At 47.9% G+C, this 17,352-nt stretch carries 18 protein-coding genes and 2 pseudogenes; 6 read left to right on the top strand and 14 right to left on the bottom strand.

The window, feature by feature from the left end:
* Positions 1–21 precede the first annotated feature (21 nt).
* Complete coding sequence (locus tag AUL54_RS05355) at positions 22–417, bottom strand: YhfM domain-containing protein (protein WP_060963142.1); 396 nt, start codon at positions 415–417, stop codon at positions 22–24.
* Positions 418–571: 154 nt separating this feature from the next.
* Here AUL54_RS05355 and AUL54_RS05350 point away from each other — a divergent pair, with 154 nt between their 5' ends.
* Positions 572–1,822 carry a M48 family metallopeptidase gene (locus AUL54_RS05350; RefSeq protein WP_060963141.1) on the top strand — a complete coding sequence of 417 codons (1,251 nt, stop codon included), beginning with the start codon at positions 572–574 and terminating at the stop codon, positions 1,820–1,822.
* Between the two features lie 43 nt (positions 1,823–1,865).
* On the opposite strand, the gene AUL54_RS05345 is transcribed toward AUL54_RS05350, so the two are convergent.
* Positions 1,866–3,014, bottom strand: coding sequence for a S8 family peptidase (locus tag AUL54_RS05345; RefSeq protein WP_060963140.1), 1,149 nt, complete (start codon positions 3,012–3,014; stop codon positions 1,866–1,868).
* Positions 3,015–3,501: 487 nt separating this feature from the next.
* Between AUL54_RS05345 and AUL54_RS05340 the strand changes: the two genes are divergently transcribed.
* Positions 3,502–4,365 (top strand): ABC transporter substrate-binding protein, encoded by an 864-nt coding sequence (locus AUL54_RS05340; protein WP_060963139.1) that lies wholly within the window; start codon positions 3,502–3,504, stop codon positions 4,363–4,365.
* Between the two features lie 15 nt (positions 4,366–4,380).
* Here the strand turns inward: AUL54_RS05340 and AUL54_RS05335 are convergent, their stop codons facing one another.
* The 7 genes and pseudogenes from AUL54_RS05335 to AUL54_RS05310 all read right to left on the bottom strand — a co-directional run bounded on the left by AUL54_RS05335 (position 4,381) and on the right by AUL54_RS05310 (position 11,159).
* Complete coding sequence (locus tag AUL54_RS05335) at positions 4,381–4,956, bottom strand: histidine phosphatase family protein (protein WP_016938316.1); 576 nt, start codon at positions 4,954–4,956, stop codon at positions 4,381–4,383.
* A gap of 50 nt (positions 4,957–5,006) precedes the next feature.
* Entirely contained in the window at positions 5,007–6,098 is a 1,092-nt protein-coding gene (locus AUL54_RS05330) for an acetyl-CoA C-acyltransferase (protein ID WP_060963138.1), read from the bottom strand.
* Positions 6,086–7,522 (bottom strand): acyl-CoA synthetase, encoded by a 1,437-nt coding sequence (locus AUL54_RS05325; RefSeq protein ID WP_060963137.1) that lies wholly within the window; start codon positions 7,520–7,522, stop codon positions 6,086–6,088. Before AUL54_RS05325 ends, AUL54_RS05330 begins: the two co-directional genes overlap by 13 nt.
* An 11-nt stretch (positions 7,523–7,533) precedes the next feature.
* A complete protein-coding gene (locus AUL54_RS05320; protein ID WP_060963136.1) occupies positions 7,534–8,091 on the bottom strand; it encodes a biotin transporter BioY in 558 nt (185 codons plus the stop codon).
* Between the two features lie 130 nt (positions 8,092–8,221).
* The gene (locus AUL54_RS21925; protein WP_420913154.1) at positions 8,222–9,019 is read right to left on the bottom strand and encodes a methyl-accepting chemotaxis protein; all 798 of its coding nucleotides are present in this window, start codon (positions 9,017–9,019) and stop codon (positions 8,222–8,224) included.
* A 9-nt stretch (positions 9,020–9,028) separates the two neighbouring features.
* Positions 9,029–9,403, bottom strand: a pseudogene (locus tag AUL54_RS21920) (protoglobin domain-containing protein); the annotation flags it as partial.
* A gap of 232 nt (positions 9,404–9,635) precedes the next feature.
* Complete coding sequence (locus tag AUL54_RS05310) at positions 9,636–11,159, bottom strand: FAD-dependent oxidoreductase (protein ID WP_060963134.1); 1,524 nt, start codon at positions 11,157–11,159, stop codon at positions 9,636–9,638.
* Positions 11,160–11,282: 123 nt separating this feature from the next.
* Here AUL54_RS05310 and AUL54_RS05305 point away from each other — a divergent pair, with 123 nt between their 5' ends.
* Positions 11,283–12,140, top strand: a complete 858-nt coding sequence (locus AUL54_RS05305) for an SDR family oxidoreductase (RefSeq protein ID WP_007610477.1) — start codon at positions 11,283–11,285, stop codon at positions 12,138–12,140.
* Between the two features lie 29 nt (positions 12,141–12,169).
* Here the strand turns inward: AUL54_RS05305 and AUL54_RS05300 are convergent, their stop codons facing one another.
* Positions 12,170–12,403: an IDEAL domain-containing protein gene (locus AUL54_RS05300; protein ID WP_016938310.1), complete on the bottom strand. Its 234-nt coding sequence runs from the start codon at positions 12,401–12,403 to the stop codon at positions 12,170–12,172.
* A 316-nt stretch (positions 12,404–12,719) separates the two neighbouring features.
* On the opposite strand from AUL54_RS05300, the gene AUL54_RS05295 reads away from it, so the two are divergent.
* Both AUL54_RS05295 and AUL54_RS05290 read left to right on the top strand, forming a co-directional pair.
* Positions 12,720–13,298 carry a competence protein ComK gene (locus tag AUL54_RS05295; protein ID WP_045925287.1) on the top strand — a complete coding sequence of 193 codons (579 nt, stop codon included), beginning with the start codon at positions 12,720–12,722 and terminating at the stop codon, positions 13,296–13,298.
* A gap of 145 nt (positions 13,299–13,443) precedes the next feature.
* On the top strand, positions 13,444–13,815 hold the full coding sequence (locus tag AUL54_RS05290; RefSeq protein ID WP_060963133.1) for an iron chaperone: 372 nt from the start codon (positions 13,444–13,446) through the stop codon (positions 13,813–13,815).
* 212 nt (positions 13,816–14,027) lie between these two features.
* On the opposite strand, the gene AUL54_RS05285 is transcribed toward AUL54_RS05290, so the two are convergent.
* Positions 14,028–14,738: a YrpD family protein gene (locus AUL54_RS05285; RefSeq protein ID WP_060963132.1), complete on the bottom strand. Its 711-nt coding sequence runs from the start codon at positions 14,736–14,738 to the stop codon at positions 14,028–14,030.
* A gap of 195 nt (positions 14,739–14,933) precedes the next feature.
* On the opposite strand from AUL54_RS05285, the gene AUL54_RS05280 reads away from it, so the two are divergent.
* Positions 14,934–15,203, top strand: a complete 270-nt coding sequence (locus AUL54_RS05280) for an excalibur calcium-binding domain-containing protein (protein WP_016938305.1) — start codon at positions 14,934–14,936, stop codon at positions 15,201–15,203.
* A 31-nt stretch (positions 15,204–15,234) separates the two neighbouring features.
* Here AUL54_RS05280 and AUL54_RS05275 read toward each other — a convergent pair.
* The 3 genes and pseudogenes from AUL54_RS05275 to AUL54_RS05265 all read right to left on the bottom strand — a co-directional run bounded on the left by AUL54_RS05275 (position 15,235) and on the right by AUL54_RS05265 (position 17,254).
* A pseudogene (locus AUL54_RS05275) lies at positions 15,235–15,547 on the bottom strand (YbjQ family protein).
* 40 nt (positions 15,548–15,587) lie between these two features.
* Positions 15,588–17,057 (bottom strand): sodium:solute symporter family protein, encoded by a 1,470-nt coding sequence (locus AUL54_RS05270; RefSeq protein WP_060963131.1) that lies wholly within the window; start codon positions 17,055–17,057, stop codon positions 15,588–15,590.
* Positions 17,054–17,254 carry a DUF3311 domain-containing protein gene (locus AUL54_RS05265; RefSeq protein WP_003155162.1) on the bottom strand — a complete coding sequence of 67 codons (201 nt, stop codon included), beginning with the start codon at positions 17,252–17,254 and terminating at the stop codon, positions 17,054–17,056. Before AUL54_RS05265 ends, AUL54_RS05270 begins: the two co-directional genes overlap by 4 nt.
* Positions 17,255–17,352 lie beyond the last annotated feature (98 nt).

The following is a 17,352-nucleotide window of genomic DNA, read 5'->3' as shown; positions in this document are numbered from 1 at the left end:
CTTTTACATGAACTGATCCGGTCAGCTCTGCGATTCTTCCTTAATGATGCTTTGCACAAGCAACGTATCATGCCGGGTCAGTTTGTAATACGTGTTTTTATGCTTGTACGTCATATAATTGCCGCGTTCGAGCCACATGCTGAATGAATCAAAACGGTCTTCATGGTATTTGACCGTTCCGTTGTAATCGGGAGACACGCTTTTGGTCAGTTTGACTTGTTTTCCTTGGTTCAAGATATCGAGCATATCTTTTACATTCTGCCTGTCTTTAATTTTGATTTCTTTTTTTCCGTGCTCAGACAGAATAATCAGATCTGCGTTGCTTGATGGAAACACATCGCCGGTCCGGCTGTATACATAGAAGAAAGCAATAACCAAAAGGGCGATTACTACAATAAATGCGATTATTTTTTTCATATTCATCACTCCGTCTTTTAGTCTTTCCCGCTTCCTGTTGTTCCATTCTTTTCTGTTGTGAAAAGATTAACATCCGTTTCGGAGGCTTGGTTCTATTTATTTGCATTTATGCTTACAATAGGAGTAAGTCATAAGGGTAAGGAGGGTGACTTCCATGCGCAAATGGATTGCGGCAGCGGGACTTGCCTATGTGCTGTACGGCCTTTTTTTCTATTGGTATTTCTTTATGACAGGAGACTCCGCGGTCCCGGAGGCCGTAAAGGGAACGAAAGCTGATCCGGCCTCGTTTATGGACCCGGGCCGCCTGGCAGCCGCTGAAAACTATTCAAATGTAAAAGATTTTCTGTTTTTTATCGGGGCGCCGTTAGATTGGTTTTTATTTTTTCTGCTGCTCATTACTGGGCTTGCCAAAAAAATAAAGCAATGGCTGGAAGCAGCGGTGCGCTTTCGGGTGCTGCAAATCGTAAGCTTCGTATTTGTCATTTCACTCATCGTTACGGCGGCTTCGCTTCCGCTTGAGTGGATCGGCTATCGGGTTTCGCTTGCGTATCATATTTCGACCCAGACCGCAACAAGCTGGATCAGAGACCATGTCATTGATTTCTGGATCAGTTTTCCGCTGTTTGCCGCGTGTGTGCTTGTGTTTTACTGGCTGATCACAAAGCATACAAAAAAATGGTGGTTTTACGCATGGTGTCTGACCGTGCCGTTTACCCTGTTTTTGTTTTTCCTGCAGCCGGTCGTCATTGATCCTTTATACAATGATTTTTATCCGCTGAAAGACAAGGAGCTGGAAAGCAAAATTTTGTCGCTTGCCGACAAGGCCGATATTCCCGCCAGCCATGTTTATGAAGTAAATATGTCGGAGAAAACGAACGCGCTGAATGCGTATGTGACGGGCATCGGTTCGAATAAGCGCATCGTTTTGTGGGATACGACTCTTAACAAACTGAAGGATCCGGAAATTTTGTTCATAATGGGGCATGAGATGGGGCACTATGTGATGAAGCACGTGTACATCGGACTTGCCGGGTATCTGCTGCTGTCATTGGCCGGGTTCTATATCATTGACAAGCTTTACAGGCGGCTGGCGAAATCCTTCAGCCGGATGCTCCATATAGAGGGGCCTAAAGATCTGGCCGCTCTCCCGCTGTTATTGCTGCTCATATCCGTGCTCAGTTTTGCTTCTGATCCGATTACGAATGCCGTCTCCCGGTATCAGGAAAACGCCGCCGACCGTTACGGCATCGAGCTGACCGGAAACCGGGAAGCGGCGATTGAGACGTTTCAGGATTTGGCCGTTACGGGACTGAGCCGGGTCAATCCTCCGTTTCTCGTCAAGATTTTCAAAGGAAGCCATCCGTCGATTATGGAGCGGATAGAACATGCGGAGGAAGAAAAATAATAAAAAACCGGCGGGGCCAAGGCCGACGCCGGTTTTTTATGTTTTACTGAGCTGCCGCCTGTACGTTGATCAGCCCTTTTCCGTAGTAGAAAGCATCACCAAGTTTTGTAGCGGTGTTTTCTAAACTGCTGCGGACTTGAGTGGTTGTCCAGTTCGGATGCTTAGAAAGAATTAAAGCAGCCGCTCCGGCAACGTGCGGAGATGCCATTGACGTACCGTTGTACGCGCCGTATTTGTTTCCGGGAAGCGTGCTTTGGATCGATACGCCAGGTGCCATGACATCAAGCTCAGAACCTACGCTTGAGAAAGATGCTCTTTGGTTGCTGCTGTCAACAGCGCCAACCGCAATGACAGAAGGGTATTTACCAGGGTAGCCCACTGTGCTTGAGCCGCCGGAAGTGCCTTCGTTACCGGCTGCCGCAACGACTACGACGCCGGAAGCAACGGCTTTGTCAACTGCCGCTTTTAACGCTGCAGAACCAGAAGGTCCGCCGAGGCTCATATTAATAACGTCCATTTTGTTTGCGATCGCCCACTCAATTCCGTTAATGATCCAGCTGTACTGACCGGAACCGTCAGCGCCGAGAACCTTTACCGCGTAAAGGGATGCGCTTGGCGCAACGCCTAATACACCGATTGAGTTATTAAGAGCCGCAACTGTGCCGGCAACGTGAGTTCCGTGAGAGTTGTTGTCTTGGAAAGGATTTGTTTCAGAAGGAACCATGCTGGCTCCGCCTGCCACCTTTAAATCAGGATGAGAAGAATCGATACCGCTGTCGATAACCGCTACTTTAACATTTGATCCGGTGAAGCCTTGAGAGTGCAGAGCAGGGGCTTTGATTTGAGATACGCCGTAAGGCACGGATTGCGCGTACGCTTTTGCAACGTGATCTTCTTCAACGTAAGCGACGCTAGGGTCTTTTTTCAGCTCTTTTACAGCTTTTTCATTTAATGTAGCTGAAGCTGCGTCTACATATTTGAATTGCTTCTGTACTTTTCCGCCTTTTTCAGAAATGACATCTTTCTTCTTAGCGGCGCTCATCGTGCTCATTGTCTGTTTGAACCCGACAATATATTTCTTTTCCCCGTTTGATTTTCCTGCCGCCTGGGCAGAAGACGTGCTGCCGAACGCCATCGTAAAGATTAACGCTAAAGCAAACAGCAAACTGATCCATACCTTTTTGCCTCTCACTCTTTATCCTCTCCTTTTTTTCATTTGCAGAATAACCAATAGACTGACTATTCTGTGGATTAATTGTATAGTATGGAATAATATTTTAGTAGGCCCAATTTTTTTCATCCCGTTTTATTTCTATTTAGGTATATCAACTCTCTTTCATTTAGTAGGAACCCGAAATATTTAAATTTTAATGGAAAAAACCGATGGAAGGACATGAGTAAATGTACACAAGCGCCATGACTTGCTTGTTTACTGGGTCGAATGTTTTGCTTCCATTTTTGGATGCTGTACCAAAAACAGGATAAATGTCACTTTTTGTTGAATGCAGAAGACTGATGGAGGTGAAAGCGGAATGAGAAAAAGCTTCAGCATGAATCAGCCTTTGACTTCCTTGGTGGAGAATAGCCATGAAACCATTTTATAAAAATAATGATTATGAATATCATTGATGCTTATCTTGCTCATGATATAATTGCGGAAAAACGAAAGAGGGGAACAGATGAAACGATTCAGTATGCTGATGCCGATCTTGGCCGTCCTCTTCATATCGGCATGTTCAGGGCCGGAGCATGAGACTGCCATCAGACATGATCTGGGGACCTCACATGTGCCAGCGCATCCGCAGCGCGTCGCCGTGCTGAATCCGGGTTTTAATGATACCCTTCATGATCTCGGCATAAAGCCTGTGGCTGCGGCCGATAACCGGTCAGCGGGAAACGCCGGCACCCGGTCACATCCCGACCTGAAAAAGATCGCTTCGCTGAAACCCGATCTCATCATTGCGGACTCAGACCTGCACGGAGGGATATACGATAAGCTGACGGAGATCGCTCCGACAATCGCTTTAAAAAATGAAGATGCGGATTATCAGGATGCGGTTGACGCCGCCCTTACCATTGAAAAGGCGGCCGGTAAAGAGGGCATCATAGAGAAACAGTTGTCGGCTCAAGAAGAAAAGCTGAATGACATCAAAAGAAAACTGGATGCAGAAGGCGCCTCGATTTTAATAATGAACGCTGTAAACGGCAGCTTTTTCGTAAAGGATGATCAGTTTTTTACGTCCCGGCTTTTAACGCTCGCAGGGTTTACCTATGCGGTCCAGACAGCTTCCGGCGGAAAATCTGAGCCTATCAAAATGACGCACGGGAAGCTTTTGCATATCGATCCTGATTACATCGTGCTGTTGGGCGGAGAGAAAGAATTCGAAAAGAATCCGATCTGGAAACAGCTTAAAGCCGTGAAAAACGGACATGTTTACCGCGCGGACAGGGCGGTTTGGACGGAACGCAGGAGTATTGACGGTGCGGACGCCATATTACATGATCTGCAGGAAAAAATGCCCGCTAAAAAGGCCCGGCATTGAATGCGGGCCTTTTTGCTATGATTCTGAAAGGTGGCTGCTTACATTGTAATCCTTGACGCGCCACTGATCTTCAATCCGTTCGATATTGCTGAGACAAGCATTGACAAGCTTTGCGTTTTGTATGTCGGTGTCACCGTCAGAAATGGCGGACAAGAGGGCGTGAATGGCTGCGCCGTGAGCGACGATCAGTACTTTTTGATCAGGGAAGCGCTCCTGAACTTTCACTAAACCGGCCAGCATTCTGTCTGTCAGCTCCTCTGCGGTCTCCATGTTCGGATAGTTTTTATCCGGATAGCGCTTCGACCGTTCGGGTAAAGACATTCCTTCCGCATCCCCATAGCTCCGTTCTCTGAAATCTTCCATGACGACAATGGGAAGATTCAAAAACCCGTTAATAATGTCAGCCGTTTTTCTGGCCCGTTTCATCGGGCTTGAGACGATGACATCCCATTTGAAACCTTTTAAGTATTCTCCTGTTTCTTTCGCCTGACGCTCTCCCGTCGCATTTAACGGAATATCCGATTTGCCTTGAAGCTTCTTTTGGGCGTTCCAATCAGTCTCTCCATGTCTTACTAAACAAACGGCAGTCATAAAGTCTCCACTCCGATCATTTTTTATCGATATCATCTATTATACTGCCGTTACGTTAACACTTCAAAGAGAAGCGCCAGTCCGACTCCGCCTCCGCTGCCGATCGCTGCTGCTGCAAATCGGGCATCCGGCCGCCTTTTTGCTTCATAAAAAAGCCGGGTGACAAGCGCCGCTCCGGAAGCCCCGTACGGATGTCCGACGGCCAGAGCGCCGCCCCGGACATTTATTTTAGAATACGGCACTTGAAGCTGCTGTGAAAAGACGCATATTTTGACGGCAAACGCCTCGTTTATTTCGTATATATCAATGTCATCGGGTGACAGGTCCAGCTCCTTCAGCAGTTTTTGGACGGCATACACCGGAGCTGCTGAAGGATAATGCGGATGGACGCCGCTTACTGCGCTTCCGATAAAACGCAATCCCGGCTTTAAACCGAGAGACCGCGCTTTTTGTTCTTCCATCACACAGACTGCCGCCGCCCCGTCAGAAATTCCGCAGCTGTTGGCGGCGGTGACAGAGCCTCCGGGCTGAAAGACGGGTTTGGCGCGGGCGATGAGAGGCTCCATGTTCCGCTTTTTTTGCATGTTTTCGTCAGCATCGAATCCGCGAAAGGGGAGGATCTCCCGGCGGTACAGGCCGTCTTCGTGCGCTTTGACGCTCCGTTCATAGCTGAGAAGGGCATATTCGTCCTGCATCTTTCTCGTTACCCCGTAAGCCTGTGCCGTATACTCGGCTGCTATGCCCATATCAGGATCGCCGATATGTTCAGGTGAAAAACGCGCGCGCGATGAGAAAGGGGAGCGGCTGCTGCTCTCCGCTCCTCCCGCGATATACGTGCTCCCTGCGCCGGCTTTTACAAGATGACACGCGATTCTCACGGCATCAAGCCCGGAGCCGCACTGTCTGTCGATGGTCGTCCCGGACACGCTCAAAGGAAGTCCGGCCGCCAAGGCTGACAGCCGGGCGAGGTTTCCGCCGCGGCCCGTCGCGTTTCCGATCAGGACTTCATCAATGTCTTCGGGTGTGTTCCGGCTCAAATGGCGGATCAGCGGAGCGGCTAAATCCTCAGGAAGACAGTCCTTTAACAGGCCGTTTTCCCGGGCAAAAATCGTCCGTTTCGCATCCGTAATTACCGCTTCCATTCCATCATGTCCTTTGCCTGCTTTCGTATGGCGGCACGGGCGATCTTTCCGCCGGCTGTTTCCGGTATTTCTGAAAACAGCCATTTTTTCGGGATTTTATATGCCGCCAGCTGTTCGCGGCACCTTTTCTTCAGTTCTTTTACATCCGCATGTCCGTCGATCACCGCAACGGCGATGCTGCCCCAATAGGCATCAGGCACACCGGTTACGGCTGCTTTTCTGACGCCCGGACAGCCGTTGAGCACACGTTCAATCTCTTCAGGAAACACGTTCAGGCCGCCGGATACGATCATCCCGTTTTCACGTCCTTCGATATATAGATAGCCGTCACGGTCGACATACCCCATGTCGTCAACCGTCATCCATCCGGAATCATCAGGCTTTGCGCCGCCGATGTATCCCGAAAATTTCATCGGGCTGTTCACAAAAATCTTCCCCGTTTCGCCCGGCATGCAGCGTTCTCCGCCGGGCCGGCGGATTTCGATTTTAACATTATCAAACGGCCGGCCCGCCGCATTTGGCTTTTTTGCGCCGTCTTCAGGCGATAAGAAAGCCACGAAACTCAGCTCGGACGTTCCGTAAAAATCATATAACCGCAAATGAGGATAGCGGTCTGACAGCGCTTGTTTAGACGAAGCGGGCCAGTCTGCACCGGAAGAAATTACCTTGAGCGGTTTATCCGGAAACGCTTCTGCCGAGAGCAGGGCGTCGGTCATTGTCGGTACGGTATACAGAACATCAGCTTGTCTCAGCCGGTCTTTCATTCCGGCCGGGTTGAATTTTCTTTGAAGGATGACGGTTCCGCCGATAAACAAAGTGCTGACGGCGCCGTATAAAAAGTGAGATGAGCGCAGCGTGCCCGGTACCAGCACTTTGTCATCAGGGGAAATGCCGAATTCACGTTTCGTACAAGAAAAGCTCTCCAGCCACGAACGGTGGGAGCGGGTGAAGGCTTTCGGCTTTCCGGTCGAACCCGAGGTGAACCCGGTATAAAAGGGCAGGCCGGCGTTTTTGATAAAGGCGCCTTCTGTGTTCTCCGCCTCGATACAAGATCTGCATTCATCCCACAGAATGACGGGTGTTTTGACGCCGTTCAATCTGCCGCTCAGCCGGCGGTCACAGATGACGAGATCGGTTTTGCTGATGTGCAGCTGATCCGCGAATTCCGCCGCTGTCGAGCGGGGATCTAACGGAACCGCCGTGCAGCCGGCATGCGCCGCGCCTGCGAATAGTTGTAAAAAAGGGATTTCATTCGGCAGTAATATTGCAATGTTTTTCGGCTTACCTGAAAGGCTGCCAAGCCAGTTTGCGGTTTGGTTTACTAGCCTGTTCCAGGTTTGATAGTTGATCTGTTCTGTTTCTGTCTGAATGGCGATGTGTTCCGGCGCTTGTCCGGCTGTATCTGAATATGATGATGTAATCATGATGAGTAAAATCAGCTTCCTTTCGTCGGCAAAAGCCGGCTTGCTTGAAGAGTTTTTCTGATTCTTACGGCTGCGAATGAGGCTGCGGCCGCTTTAAGCAGATCTCCGGGCACATAGATGAGGCTGAGCTTTACGGCAGTCAAGATATCAATGTGCATCATAAAAGCCTGAACGGGAATGCCGATGACATACAAAAACAGCACGCCGAACAAAAACTGTCTGATAAACAAATGGGGTGCGCTGGCTGAGCGAAGGTTTCGGATGCTGAGGCTAAGCAGGAATGCCGCAAGCGGATATGCGGCGAGATATCCGGCGCTCGGCCCGAAAAAAACCCCGAACCCGCCTCTTCCGCCCGAAAGGAGAGGCGCTCCGCATGCCACAATCAGCAAAAACAGCAATTGGCTTAAAAACGCGGCTTTCGGTTTTAGGATGCTTCCTGATAAAAGCACACCGATCGTCTGGAGTGTAATCGGAACTGGCGTAAAGGATAAGAAAAGAGGGGGGAGAAGCCCCAAAAGTCCCATAATGGCGGTAAACACGGCAATATGCATCATTTCTGTCAATTTCATTATGTATTCCTCCAGCTTATCAAAATATGTTTATACAATAAAGCGAGTCTTTATATATGTCAACATCATTATATTTTTGGTTTACATTAAAAAGACCGGCCCTTTATAAAAAAGGCCGGCCGGTTTATCTTTATTCTTCTGTGAGGATAACAAGTGAATCAACGGATGATGCAACGTGGGAAACGGCGCGGCTGACTTCTTGAAGGCCGCCGAGAAAAGCCTGTAAATCAACGTCGATTTTGCCTGTCTGATCTTTGCTCGTTTTCATGCTTTGGACGATGTCATCAAACAGACGGTTGATCTGCATCATTTTTTCTTTCGTTTCACCCACAAGTCCGTTTACATCTTTAATATGTTTGGATACGATGTTGATTTGTGTATTGGTATTGTTCACAAGCTCTGATACGGTGGAAACGGTTTTTTTTGTATCCTCTGAAAGCTTTCTTACTTCGGTTGCGACAACCGCGAAGCCTTTGCCGTGCTCCCCGGCTCTCGCAGATTCTATTGAAGCGTTTAATGACAGGAGATTTGTTTGCTCGGCGATCCCCGTCACGATGCCGAAGATTTTTTCGATTTGCTGGGCAATGTCATTCAGCTTATCCATTTCTTCTTCAATATGCAGAAGGCTGGCGTCGATTTTATTCAATTGCTTCTGCTGGCTTTCAAGTTCTTTTTTTCCGCCGATTGACTTTTCTTCTACATGTACGGAAGTGACGGTGCCGGCTTTTGACGCCTCGGAAATGTCCTCTGATTTATCGACCAGCTCCTGCACGGCTCTGCTCGTTTCTGAAAACAGATCAGCGAGTGATCCGGATGTTTCCTGAATTTTTTGATGAAGACGGGCTTTCTTTTCCTCTTGCTCGTCCCGCTGGCAGTTATATTCGGTCTGGAACGCTTCAAGGACGAGCTGCTGTTCGAGATTCAGTATTTTAGTCGTCGCTTTGATCGCTTTTAAAAGCTCATGCAAATCCGGGATGGAAGCTTCATATATGTTCATCATCGACAGAAGCAGATCCTGAAACGCCCCCATATACCATTTCGGTTCAAGGCCGATCCGCAAATGAATGGAAGCGATGCGCTGTCTTTTCTCAATGAATTCATCATCAATCGTGCCGGCGAACATTTCGTGGATGTGACGGCGTAATGTTTTTTTCAGGCGCTCGACCGTGCTGTGGTCGTTAATGATCGTCATTAATGATTTTTCGTGATCCAGGTTTCGGTAAAAGGAATCGACGATTGTGGAAATATGTTCTTTGATTAACGGCTGCAGCTCTTCAAGCACATGAAGCTCTTCGTTTCCAAGCCTGACCATTTTCAGCTGCTTTTTGACATCTGCATATTGATTTGAAAGCTCGATGCGTTTTTTGCCGTCGGCTTCTGAAAAATAAGCTGTTTCTTTTTTGCGGTCTTTTTTAAATAACAATATTAGTTCCCCCAGATATTCTCTTTTTCTTTTTATCGGTTTGGAAGGAACTTGAATGAAGGAATCCGGTAAAAATATTTTAATGCCGAAAAAATAAAACCATTCATACAGAATGGTTCAGTTAATCTTGCGTGATACGCTTCAGCGGCTTGATGGCGGGACCTTCGGCAACCCCGCCGTCAGGTGTGAACCGGGAGCCGTGACAAGGGCAGTCCCACGTCCGTTCGCCGTCATTCCATTCAACCTCACAGCCTAAATGGGTGCATGTCGTGTCGACAAGATGCAGGCAGCCTTTTTCATCTTTATAGGCGCCGGCCCGTTTGCCGTTTACGGTTACGATTTTTCCCTCTCCGGGCTGAAGGGACTCAGGTGAAGCGTCCGGCCTTTCAAGTTTGCCCGAGATAAGGTGTTTGGCTACGTCGGCATTATAGGAAATCAGTTTTTTCAGCCCCGGATCTGCGTGGAAACGTGACGGGATAAACAGGCCGGAAAACGGGTTCTTTTTGTTTTGGATATGATCGGCCAAAAGCTTCGCCGCAAGGGCTGAGCTTGTCATGCCCCATTTTTTAAAACCGGTCGCCGCCAAAATATATTCTTCATCGCCTGAGATCGGACCGATGAACGGGATTTTGTCAATGGTGACAAGGTCTTGCGCAGACCAATGATATGGGATGCTTTCGACTCCGATTGTGTCTTCTGCAAATTGTTTCAGCGCTTCGTAATGCTCGGACATTTCTTTTCCTTGGCCTGTTTTGTGGCTTTCGCCTCCGACGAGCACCAGTTTTTCACCGTTCAGCTCTGTATAGCGCAGTGATCTGGACGGCTTGTCTATGCTGAGAAACATACCGTCAGGATACGCTTGCTTCGGTTTTACCGCCAGCACGTAGGATCTGCTGGCATACATTCTGGCGGCATAAAGCCCTCCGCCGTCATAAAAAGGAAAGTGGGAGGAGCAGACAATGTAGCGGCACTTGATGCCGTGTCTGTTTTTCGTGACCACCTCAGGCTGCGGTTCTTTTTTAATGTCAATTGCCGCCGTCTGTTCAAAAATCCGCGCTCCGTTTTTGACCATCTCCTTCACAAGCGCCGCGCCATATAAAAGCGGATGAAATTGCGCCTGATTCTTCATGGCAAGGCCGAGCCTGCAATCAACGGGGACGGGAAGTTCTTTCACAAGCTCGTGTTCAATGCCGAGCTTGGTGTAGGCTTCCTGCTCGCTGCGGATTTTTTTGACGCCTGATTCCGTATTCGTGTAAATATACGCGTCTTGTTCAATCAGCCTGCAGTCAATCGAAAGGTCCTTGATGATCTGCTTCATGTCTTCCATAGCGCGAAGATGGGCTTCGAAATAGAGCCTTGCGCTGGTCAGTCCGATCTGCTGAATTAGATCGGCATAGATGAAATCATGCTGGGCGGTGATTTTTGCGGTCGTGCCCGCGGTCGTCCCGTTTAAAATCCGGTCTGCTTCAATGACAGCGACACGGAAGCCTCTTTTCGTCAGCTCGTATGCCGTTGTCAGGCCCGTAATTCCTCCGCCGATAACCGCAACGTCGCATTCCGTATCTTCAGTCAGGGCGGGAAAGGAAGGAATGTCAGCTGTTGCTTTCCAATAGGAAGCAGATTCCTCGTTTGAAAAAGCAGTCATTTCAAATTACCTCCTCTATTGTATATTCTTAATTTTCCCAATAAGTCTATATTCATACATGAAAGTCGTATAAGATGCTCAAATTACTCATAATATAGTAATTAATGTAAAGGAGTGATTAAATTGGCGAATCAGAAGAAGAAAACCTTGCCGCCGCAGCATCAAAACCGGCAGCCGGGCTTTGAATATGTAATGGACCCGCGCCCTGTATTTGACAAACCGAAAGCGGCGAAAAAACTTGAAGGAAAAACTGCGATTATCACGGGCGGAGACAGCGGAATCGGACGTGCCGTATCCGTTTTGTTCGCGAAGGAAGGCGCAAATGTGGTCATCGTTTACTTTGATGAGCATCAGGATGCCGAAGAGACGAAGCAATATGTAGAAAAAGAGGGGGCAAAGTGTCTGCTGATCGCAGGTGATGTCGGCGACGAAGCCTTTTGCAACGATGTCATCCGTCAGGCGGGCCAAGCCTTCCCTTCCATTGACATCTTAGTCAACAATGCGGGTGAGCAGCACGTGCAGCCGGGGATTGAGAAAATCACGAGCCACCAGCTCATCAGAACGTTTCAGACGAATATTTTTTCAATGTTTTACTTAACGAAAGCCGCGCTCCCTCATTTGAAAAAAGGAAGTTCAATCATTAATACGGCCTCCATTACCGCCTATAAAGGCCACAAAACATTGATTGACTATTCAGCGACAAAAGGGGCGATCGTCACGTTTACAAGATCTCTGTCCCAGTCTCTTGTCACTCAGGGCATCAGGGTGAACGCAGTGGCGCCGGGACCGATCTGGACGCCGCTCATTCCGGCGAGCTTCTCGGCGAAGGAAGTGGAAGTCTTCGGCTCAGACGTGCCGATGCAGCGCCCGGGAGAGCCTGTTGAAGTGGCACCGAGCTATTTGTACTTAGCAAGCGATGATTCTTCCTATGTCACGGGACAGACAATTCATGTGAACGGCGGCACCATCGTAAACGGATAATATAAAAAAGCCAATCCATTTGGATTGGCTTATTCACTCAGTTTGAGTGCAGCATATTCTTTAGAAAGCGTAAGGAACGCTTCTTTATTTTTATCATCAAGCGCTTTATCAATCTGTTTTGTCAGCGTGTGGAGCCGGCGTTTATACAAGGATTCGTCGAGCACCATTTGAATGTAAATATCGGCCATTGTCACATCGAATTCATTTGCTTTTTGCGTGTTGCGGGACTTCATGAGCTCAGTGTACGATTTTTTCTCTTTCATAAAGAATCCCCCCAATGCCTTTTTTATAGTATATGGATAACAGCCGGAAAAATCAATTAATTTTTATAATCTTTAGACAACTAATACTTGGAAATATATCGACATATCCTGCAAACTGACGAAAAATTGAAAAATAACATTGTATAAATGTTGTGAAAACGAGAGTGAAAAATAATCTTTAAGTAGTAAATTAAGACTAAATTATATCTTTAAAAGGTGATTTTTAGCTATATTCAAAAAAAACCTGTCGTTTTCCAATGACAGATGATAGATTATTAGTATAAATTTTCAAGAAAAGGATTGGAGGCTGCACATTATGTGCCAGAAAACACACGCACCCTTAGAAAGCTACGAAGTAAATCGTTCAACCATCGCTGTTTTGCCTGAGGAAATAGACGGTAAAATGGGGTCGAAGATCATTGAAAAAGATTGCATTCTGTATGTCAGCATGAAGCCGATTCACATCATTGACAGAAGCTGCCGCTACTTTGGCTCGAGCTACGCCGGGAGAAAAGCGGGAACGTATGAAGCGATTAAAATTTCTCACAAGCCGCCGATTATGGTGGACCCTTCAAATCACATCTTTTTATTCCCTACACTTTCTTCTGCAAGGCCTCAATGCGGCTGGATATCTCATGTGCATGTTAAAGATTTTCAACCGACCGCATTCGATGATACAGCGGTCACATTCTCAAACGGCAAGACGATGGAGCTGGAAGTATCTTATCATTCTTTTGAAAACCAGGTTTACAGAACCGCCTATCTCAGAACCACTTTTCAGGACAGGATGGGCAGCCATATCCCGAAGCGGCAGGAATTCATGCTGTACCCGAAAGAAGAGCGGACTAAAATGATTTACGACTTTATTTTGCGGGAGCTGGGGGAGAGATATTAGAGAAAGCTGTGATGTGAAGGGACGGGCTCTTTCCTTTTTGGAGAGGGCTTTTTTGATTTACATGCCCGGGCAGAGTTGTATCGTCTCCGTCTGTTGGCTATGATGGTGGAAAGAGTCATGACATTATATTTTAGGAGAGATGGGCATGAATGTATTTGCAAAATATGTATCAGGAATCGACAACCCGGATCACCGGCTCAAACTAGAGGAAATCCTGTCTTGGACGGCTGACCGATTCCCGAATTTACAGCCGCAGATCAAGTGGAATACGCCGATGTTTACTGATCACGGCACCTTTATTATCGGCTTTGCAGCAGCGAAGCATCATCTAAGTGTTTCCCCCGAAGAAGCGGGGATTGCGCACTTTGCCGATGACATCGCCCGCGCCGGCTACAGCGCCACTTCCCGTTTGTTCAGAATTCAATGGACTGAACCGGTGCATTATGATCTGCTTGAAAGCATGATTCAATTTAATATTCAGGAGAAGGCAGACTGTTCAGCGTTTTGGCGGAAATGAACGAAAAAATATTAAAGCACAAACCTGATCAGGAGCTTTTTTATGAAAAGTAATCCTAAGGGATTTGCGTTTCCGGCTGAGGATCATCATGCGTTCATCGCTTGAATACCCGGTTCGGCGACCGACCCTTTCCTTCAGGCAAATCTTCGCGGTAAAGAGCGGGATTGACATAACGAAACGCACGATGGCAGGAATCGTGCGTTCAGAATTCTTTATTTGACGACAGACATGCTGATGCTGCTGCCTGACACCGTCACTTTGGCAAAGTCCTGTGTATCCACCACAGGTGTGACTGCTTTATTGTCGATCGTGATATTTGTAAAAGCTGTTGAGAAGTTTGATTTGATGTAAGGGCGCTGATCCTCTGATGTGACCGCAACGGTGGCGAGCGCTTTCCATTTTGAGACTGAACCTACATTTGTTTGGGCGAGTTCTGAGATGATGCGGCCGGTGTATCCGTCATTATTCGTCCCCCAATATGTGGCGCGGGTATTGCCGTTCAGATTTTTGTAAATGGTCAGCTGTACGGTGCTGCCGGGCCGAAAGCCTTTCGTATAGGTGAATTGGCTTTCTCCTTCCAGATACCGGACCTGGCTTTGCCCTTTTGAGCCGACTTTCATGATCGGTTTCCATACACGATACGTTTCACTGTACTGAAGCCCGATATCGGCCTCCGTGCCTCCGGTAAATCCTGAGTAAATATAGGCTGTCCCATTTGACACCTGAATCGAGCTCGGAAGCTGAATTTTCGTGACGAGAACAGAGCCTGTACTGTTCAGGTAGGCCCTTCCGCCGATTCCTTTGCTGAGCTGGGACGCCGCTTCCGCCGTATTGGGGCTGATGACCCCGGGAATATCCGCAGTACATACACCGAATAGAACGGCTGAAGTGAGCACACCCGCAAGAAGCCCTTTTTTCATCATCATTTCTCCTCCTATCATCATAGTCAGATAGCGCTATCAATTCATATTATAAAAGGTTTTGAAAGAAATTCCATAAAAGAGATACGGGCAAATGTAAAACGAAACTTTTTTCCTATTTATCTTGTAAATGGAGATTATTTGAACTATGATATGTTCAGCAATACCGCATCACTCAGGAGAGGGGATAGATAGAGGATGAAAAAGACGGCAGCTGTGCTTTTGTCTTTCGGTCTGGTATTCGGATGTTCATACGGGGCGGGGCAGACGGCAGAAGCGAAAACAAAGGTGAAAACGTATCAAAACTGCAAGGCGCTGAATAAGGTGTATAAGGGCGGCGTGGCCCGGACGTCAAAAGTGAAAAACAAAGGCGGCAGAACAAAGTACAAGCCGTATGTCTCAAAAGCGCTTTACGATGCAAATAAAAGACTTGATCGTGATAAAGACTATATCGCATGTGAGAAATAAAAAAACAAGCCTCTTTAAAGGGCTTGTTTTTTTACATTGATTCGATGGTGACGGCGGTTCCGTATCCGATTAATTCGGATGTGTTCTGTCCGGCGTTCGAACCGCAGGCCAACGATGGCGTTCGCTCCGAGCTGCTCCGCTTCTCTGATCAGCCGTTCTTTCACCGCTTTTTTGGAGTCTTCCAGCATTTCGGTATAGCTTTTTAATTCGCCGCCGACGACAGATTTTAAGCCTGCAAGCAAGTCTTTTCCGATGTGACGGGACTGGACGATACTGCTTGTCACCAGGCCTTTTATCTCCGTAATCTGTTTTCCGGCGACGGTTTCAGTTGTGGTCATGATCATGCGGCTTGCCCCCTCCATGTGTCTTACCGCTATTTTATCATTAAGCCGCCTTTTCGGCTGCGCTGATTTGTTTTTTTCTGACTGCGGCACTGACTGCAAACATGACGGCAGTGTTTAACATTAGCGCGATGATGCCTGTATTCATGTCTTTCACGATCTGCGGAAGAAACGGAAAGAGGGTTCCGATGGTTGATTCGGTCAGCGTGATGAAGGTGACCGTCCCGACCCCGGCCGCTATGCCGGCAAAAGCGCCGTGGCTTGTGATAAAACGGCGTTTCGGCAGGCTGAATAAAAGCGCGGGGAAAAGCTGGGTGACAAGGCTGTAGCCCATTAAAAGCAAGGTGACGATGGTATTTCCGCCTTTCAGCGTAAAATATACGGAAATCAGCGCGATAACGGGTACGGCGTATTTTGCGAGCCGCGAAACTTTTTTGTCAGTCGTGCCGGGCCGAATGGCTTTGTACACATTTTTGGCGAACAGCGTGCTTGAGGCCATGAGTATCATTGAACCGGGGACAAGCGCCGTCAGAATGCCAGCCGATCCGATCAGTCCGACAAACCAAGGATCAAAGGTTTTCACTGACAGCTTTAATAAGGCGAGGTCCGTGTCCGCCCCTTTTAAACCGGGCACCTGCAGAATCGCCGCAAATCCGGTAAAGATGACAAACAGCAGGACAAGCTGATAAAGAGGCATGATGATCGCGTTTTTCCGAAACACCCGCGGATGCTCCGCCGAATAGGAAGCGGCAAAGGTGTGGGGCCACATATAAAAGCCGAGAGCGGTCAGCAGGACGGTTGAGCTGAACCATGAAGGGCTTTGTCCGGTTTCAGAAAGTGTGAGAAATCCGGGTTTTGCGGCGTCGATTTGTTTGAACATCTCTGAAAAACCGCCGTAGTAATGAATGGGCAGATAAATGCCTAAATACAGGACGATGCCTAAAATCATGATATCTTTGACGACTGATATCCACGCTGAACCGTGGATTCCTGAAATCATCACATAAATCGTGATGGAGACAGCGCCGATCCAGACTGCGGCTGATGGCGGAATCTGGCCGTACGACGTTGCCGAAACAATTAATCCGAGCCCTTTCAGCTGCAGGACGAGATAGGGGATGAGAGATGCGATGCCGACGAGCGATACGAGAATGCCGAGGAGCGGGCTGTTGTATTTTGAAATAAAAAAATCAGATTGCGACATCAGTTTGTGCTGTTTGGCGTATGTCCACACGGCAGGCAGAAGCCAATATGACAAAATGTAGGCAAGACAGCCGTAAGCGATAATGTAAAAGGCGGGACCTCCTTTTCCGTAAGCCCATCCGCTTCCGCCGAGGAATGTGAAGGTCGTGTAAATTTCTCCCGCCATTAATAAAAAGACAAACATCGTGCCGAAGCCGCGTCCGCCCACCGTCCATTGTTCAAGGTCCATCTTTTTTCCTTTTCGGGCGCGGATTCCGAGATATACACAAAACAGGAGCACGGCGGCCATTACGGGAAATGCGGCGTTCATTCCGTCTCACCCGCCTTGTTTTCTTTGTCCAATTTGTAAACCGCAGCCATCAGAACAGAAGTCAGAACGGCCCAGATGACGACATATGCGAGAATGAAAGGCATTCCGAAAACATAAGGCGTCACCCGGTTGGCGAATGGAATGCCGGCGAGAATTCCGAAAAAGGGCAGGGCAGCGAGAACATGAATCAGTTTCATAACATTCCTCCTTTGAAAAGCGTGTACCGAATTATAAAGAAAATCATGTCGAATGTATAGTGTGAATAGTCTGAATTTTATAGTTTCAAAAGGAAAAG

The sequence above is a fragment of the Bacillus sp. SDLI1 genome (genome assembly GCF_001553895.1).
GTDB classification, from domain to species: Bacteria; Bacillota; Bacilli; order Bacillales; family Bacillaceae; genus Bacillus; species Bacillus siamensis.
This window is presented reverse-complemented; position numbering and strand designations above follow the sequence as displayed.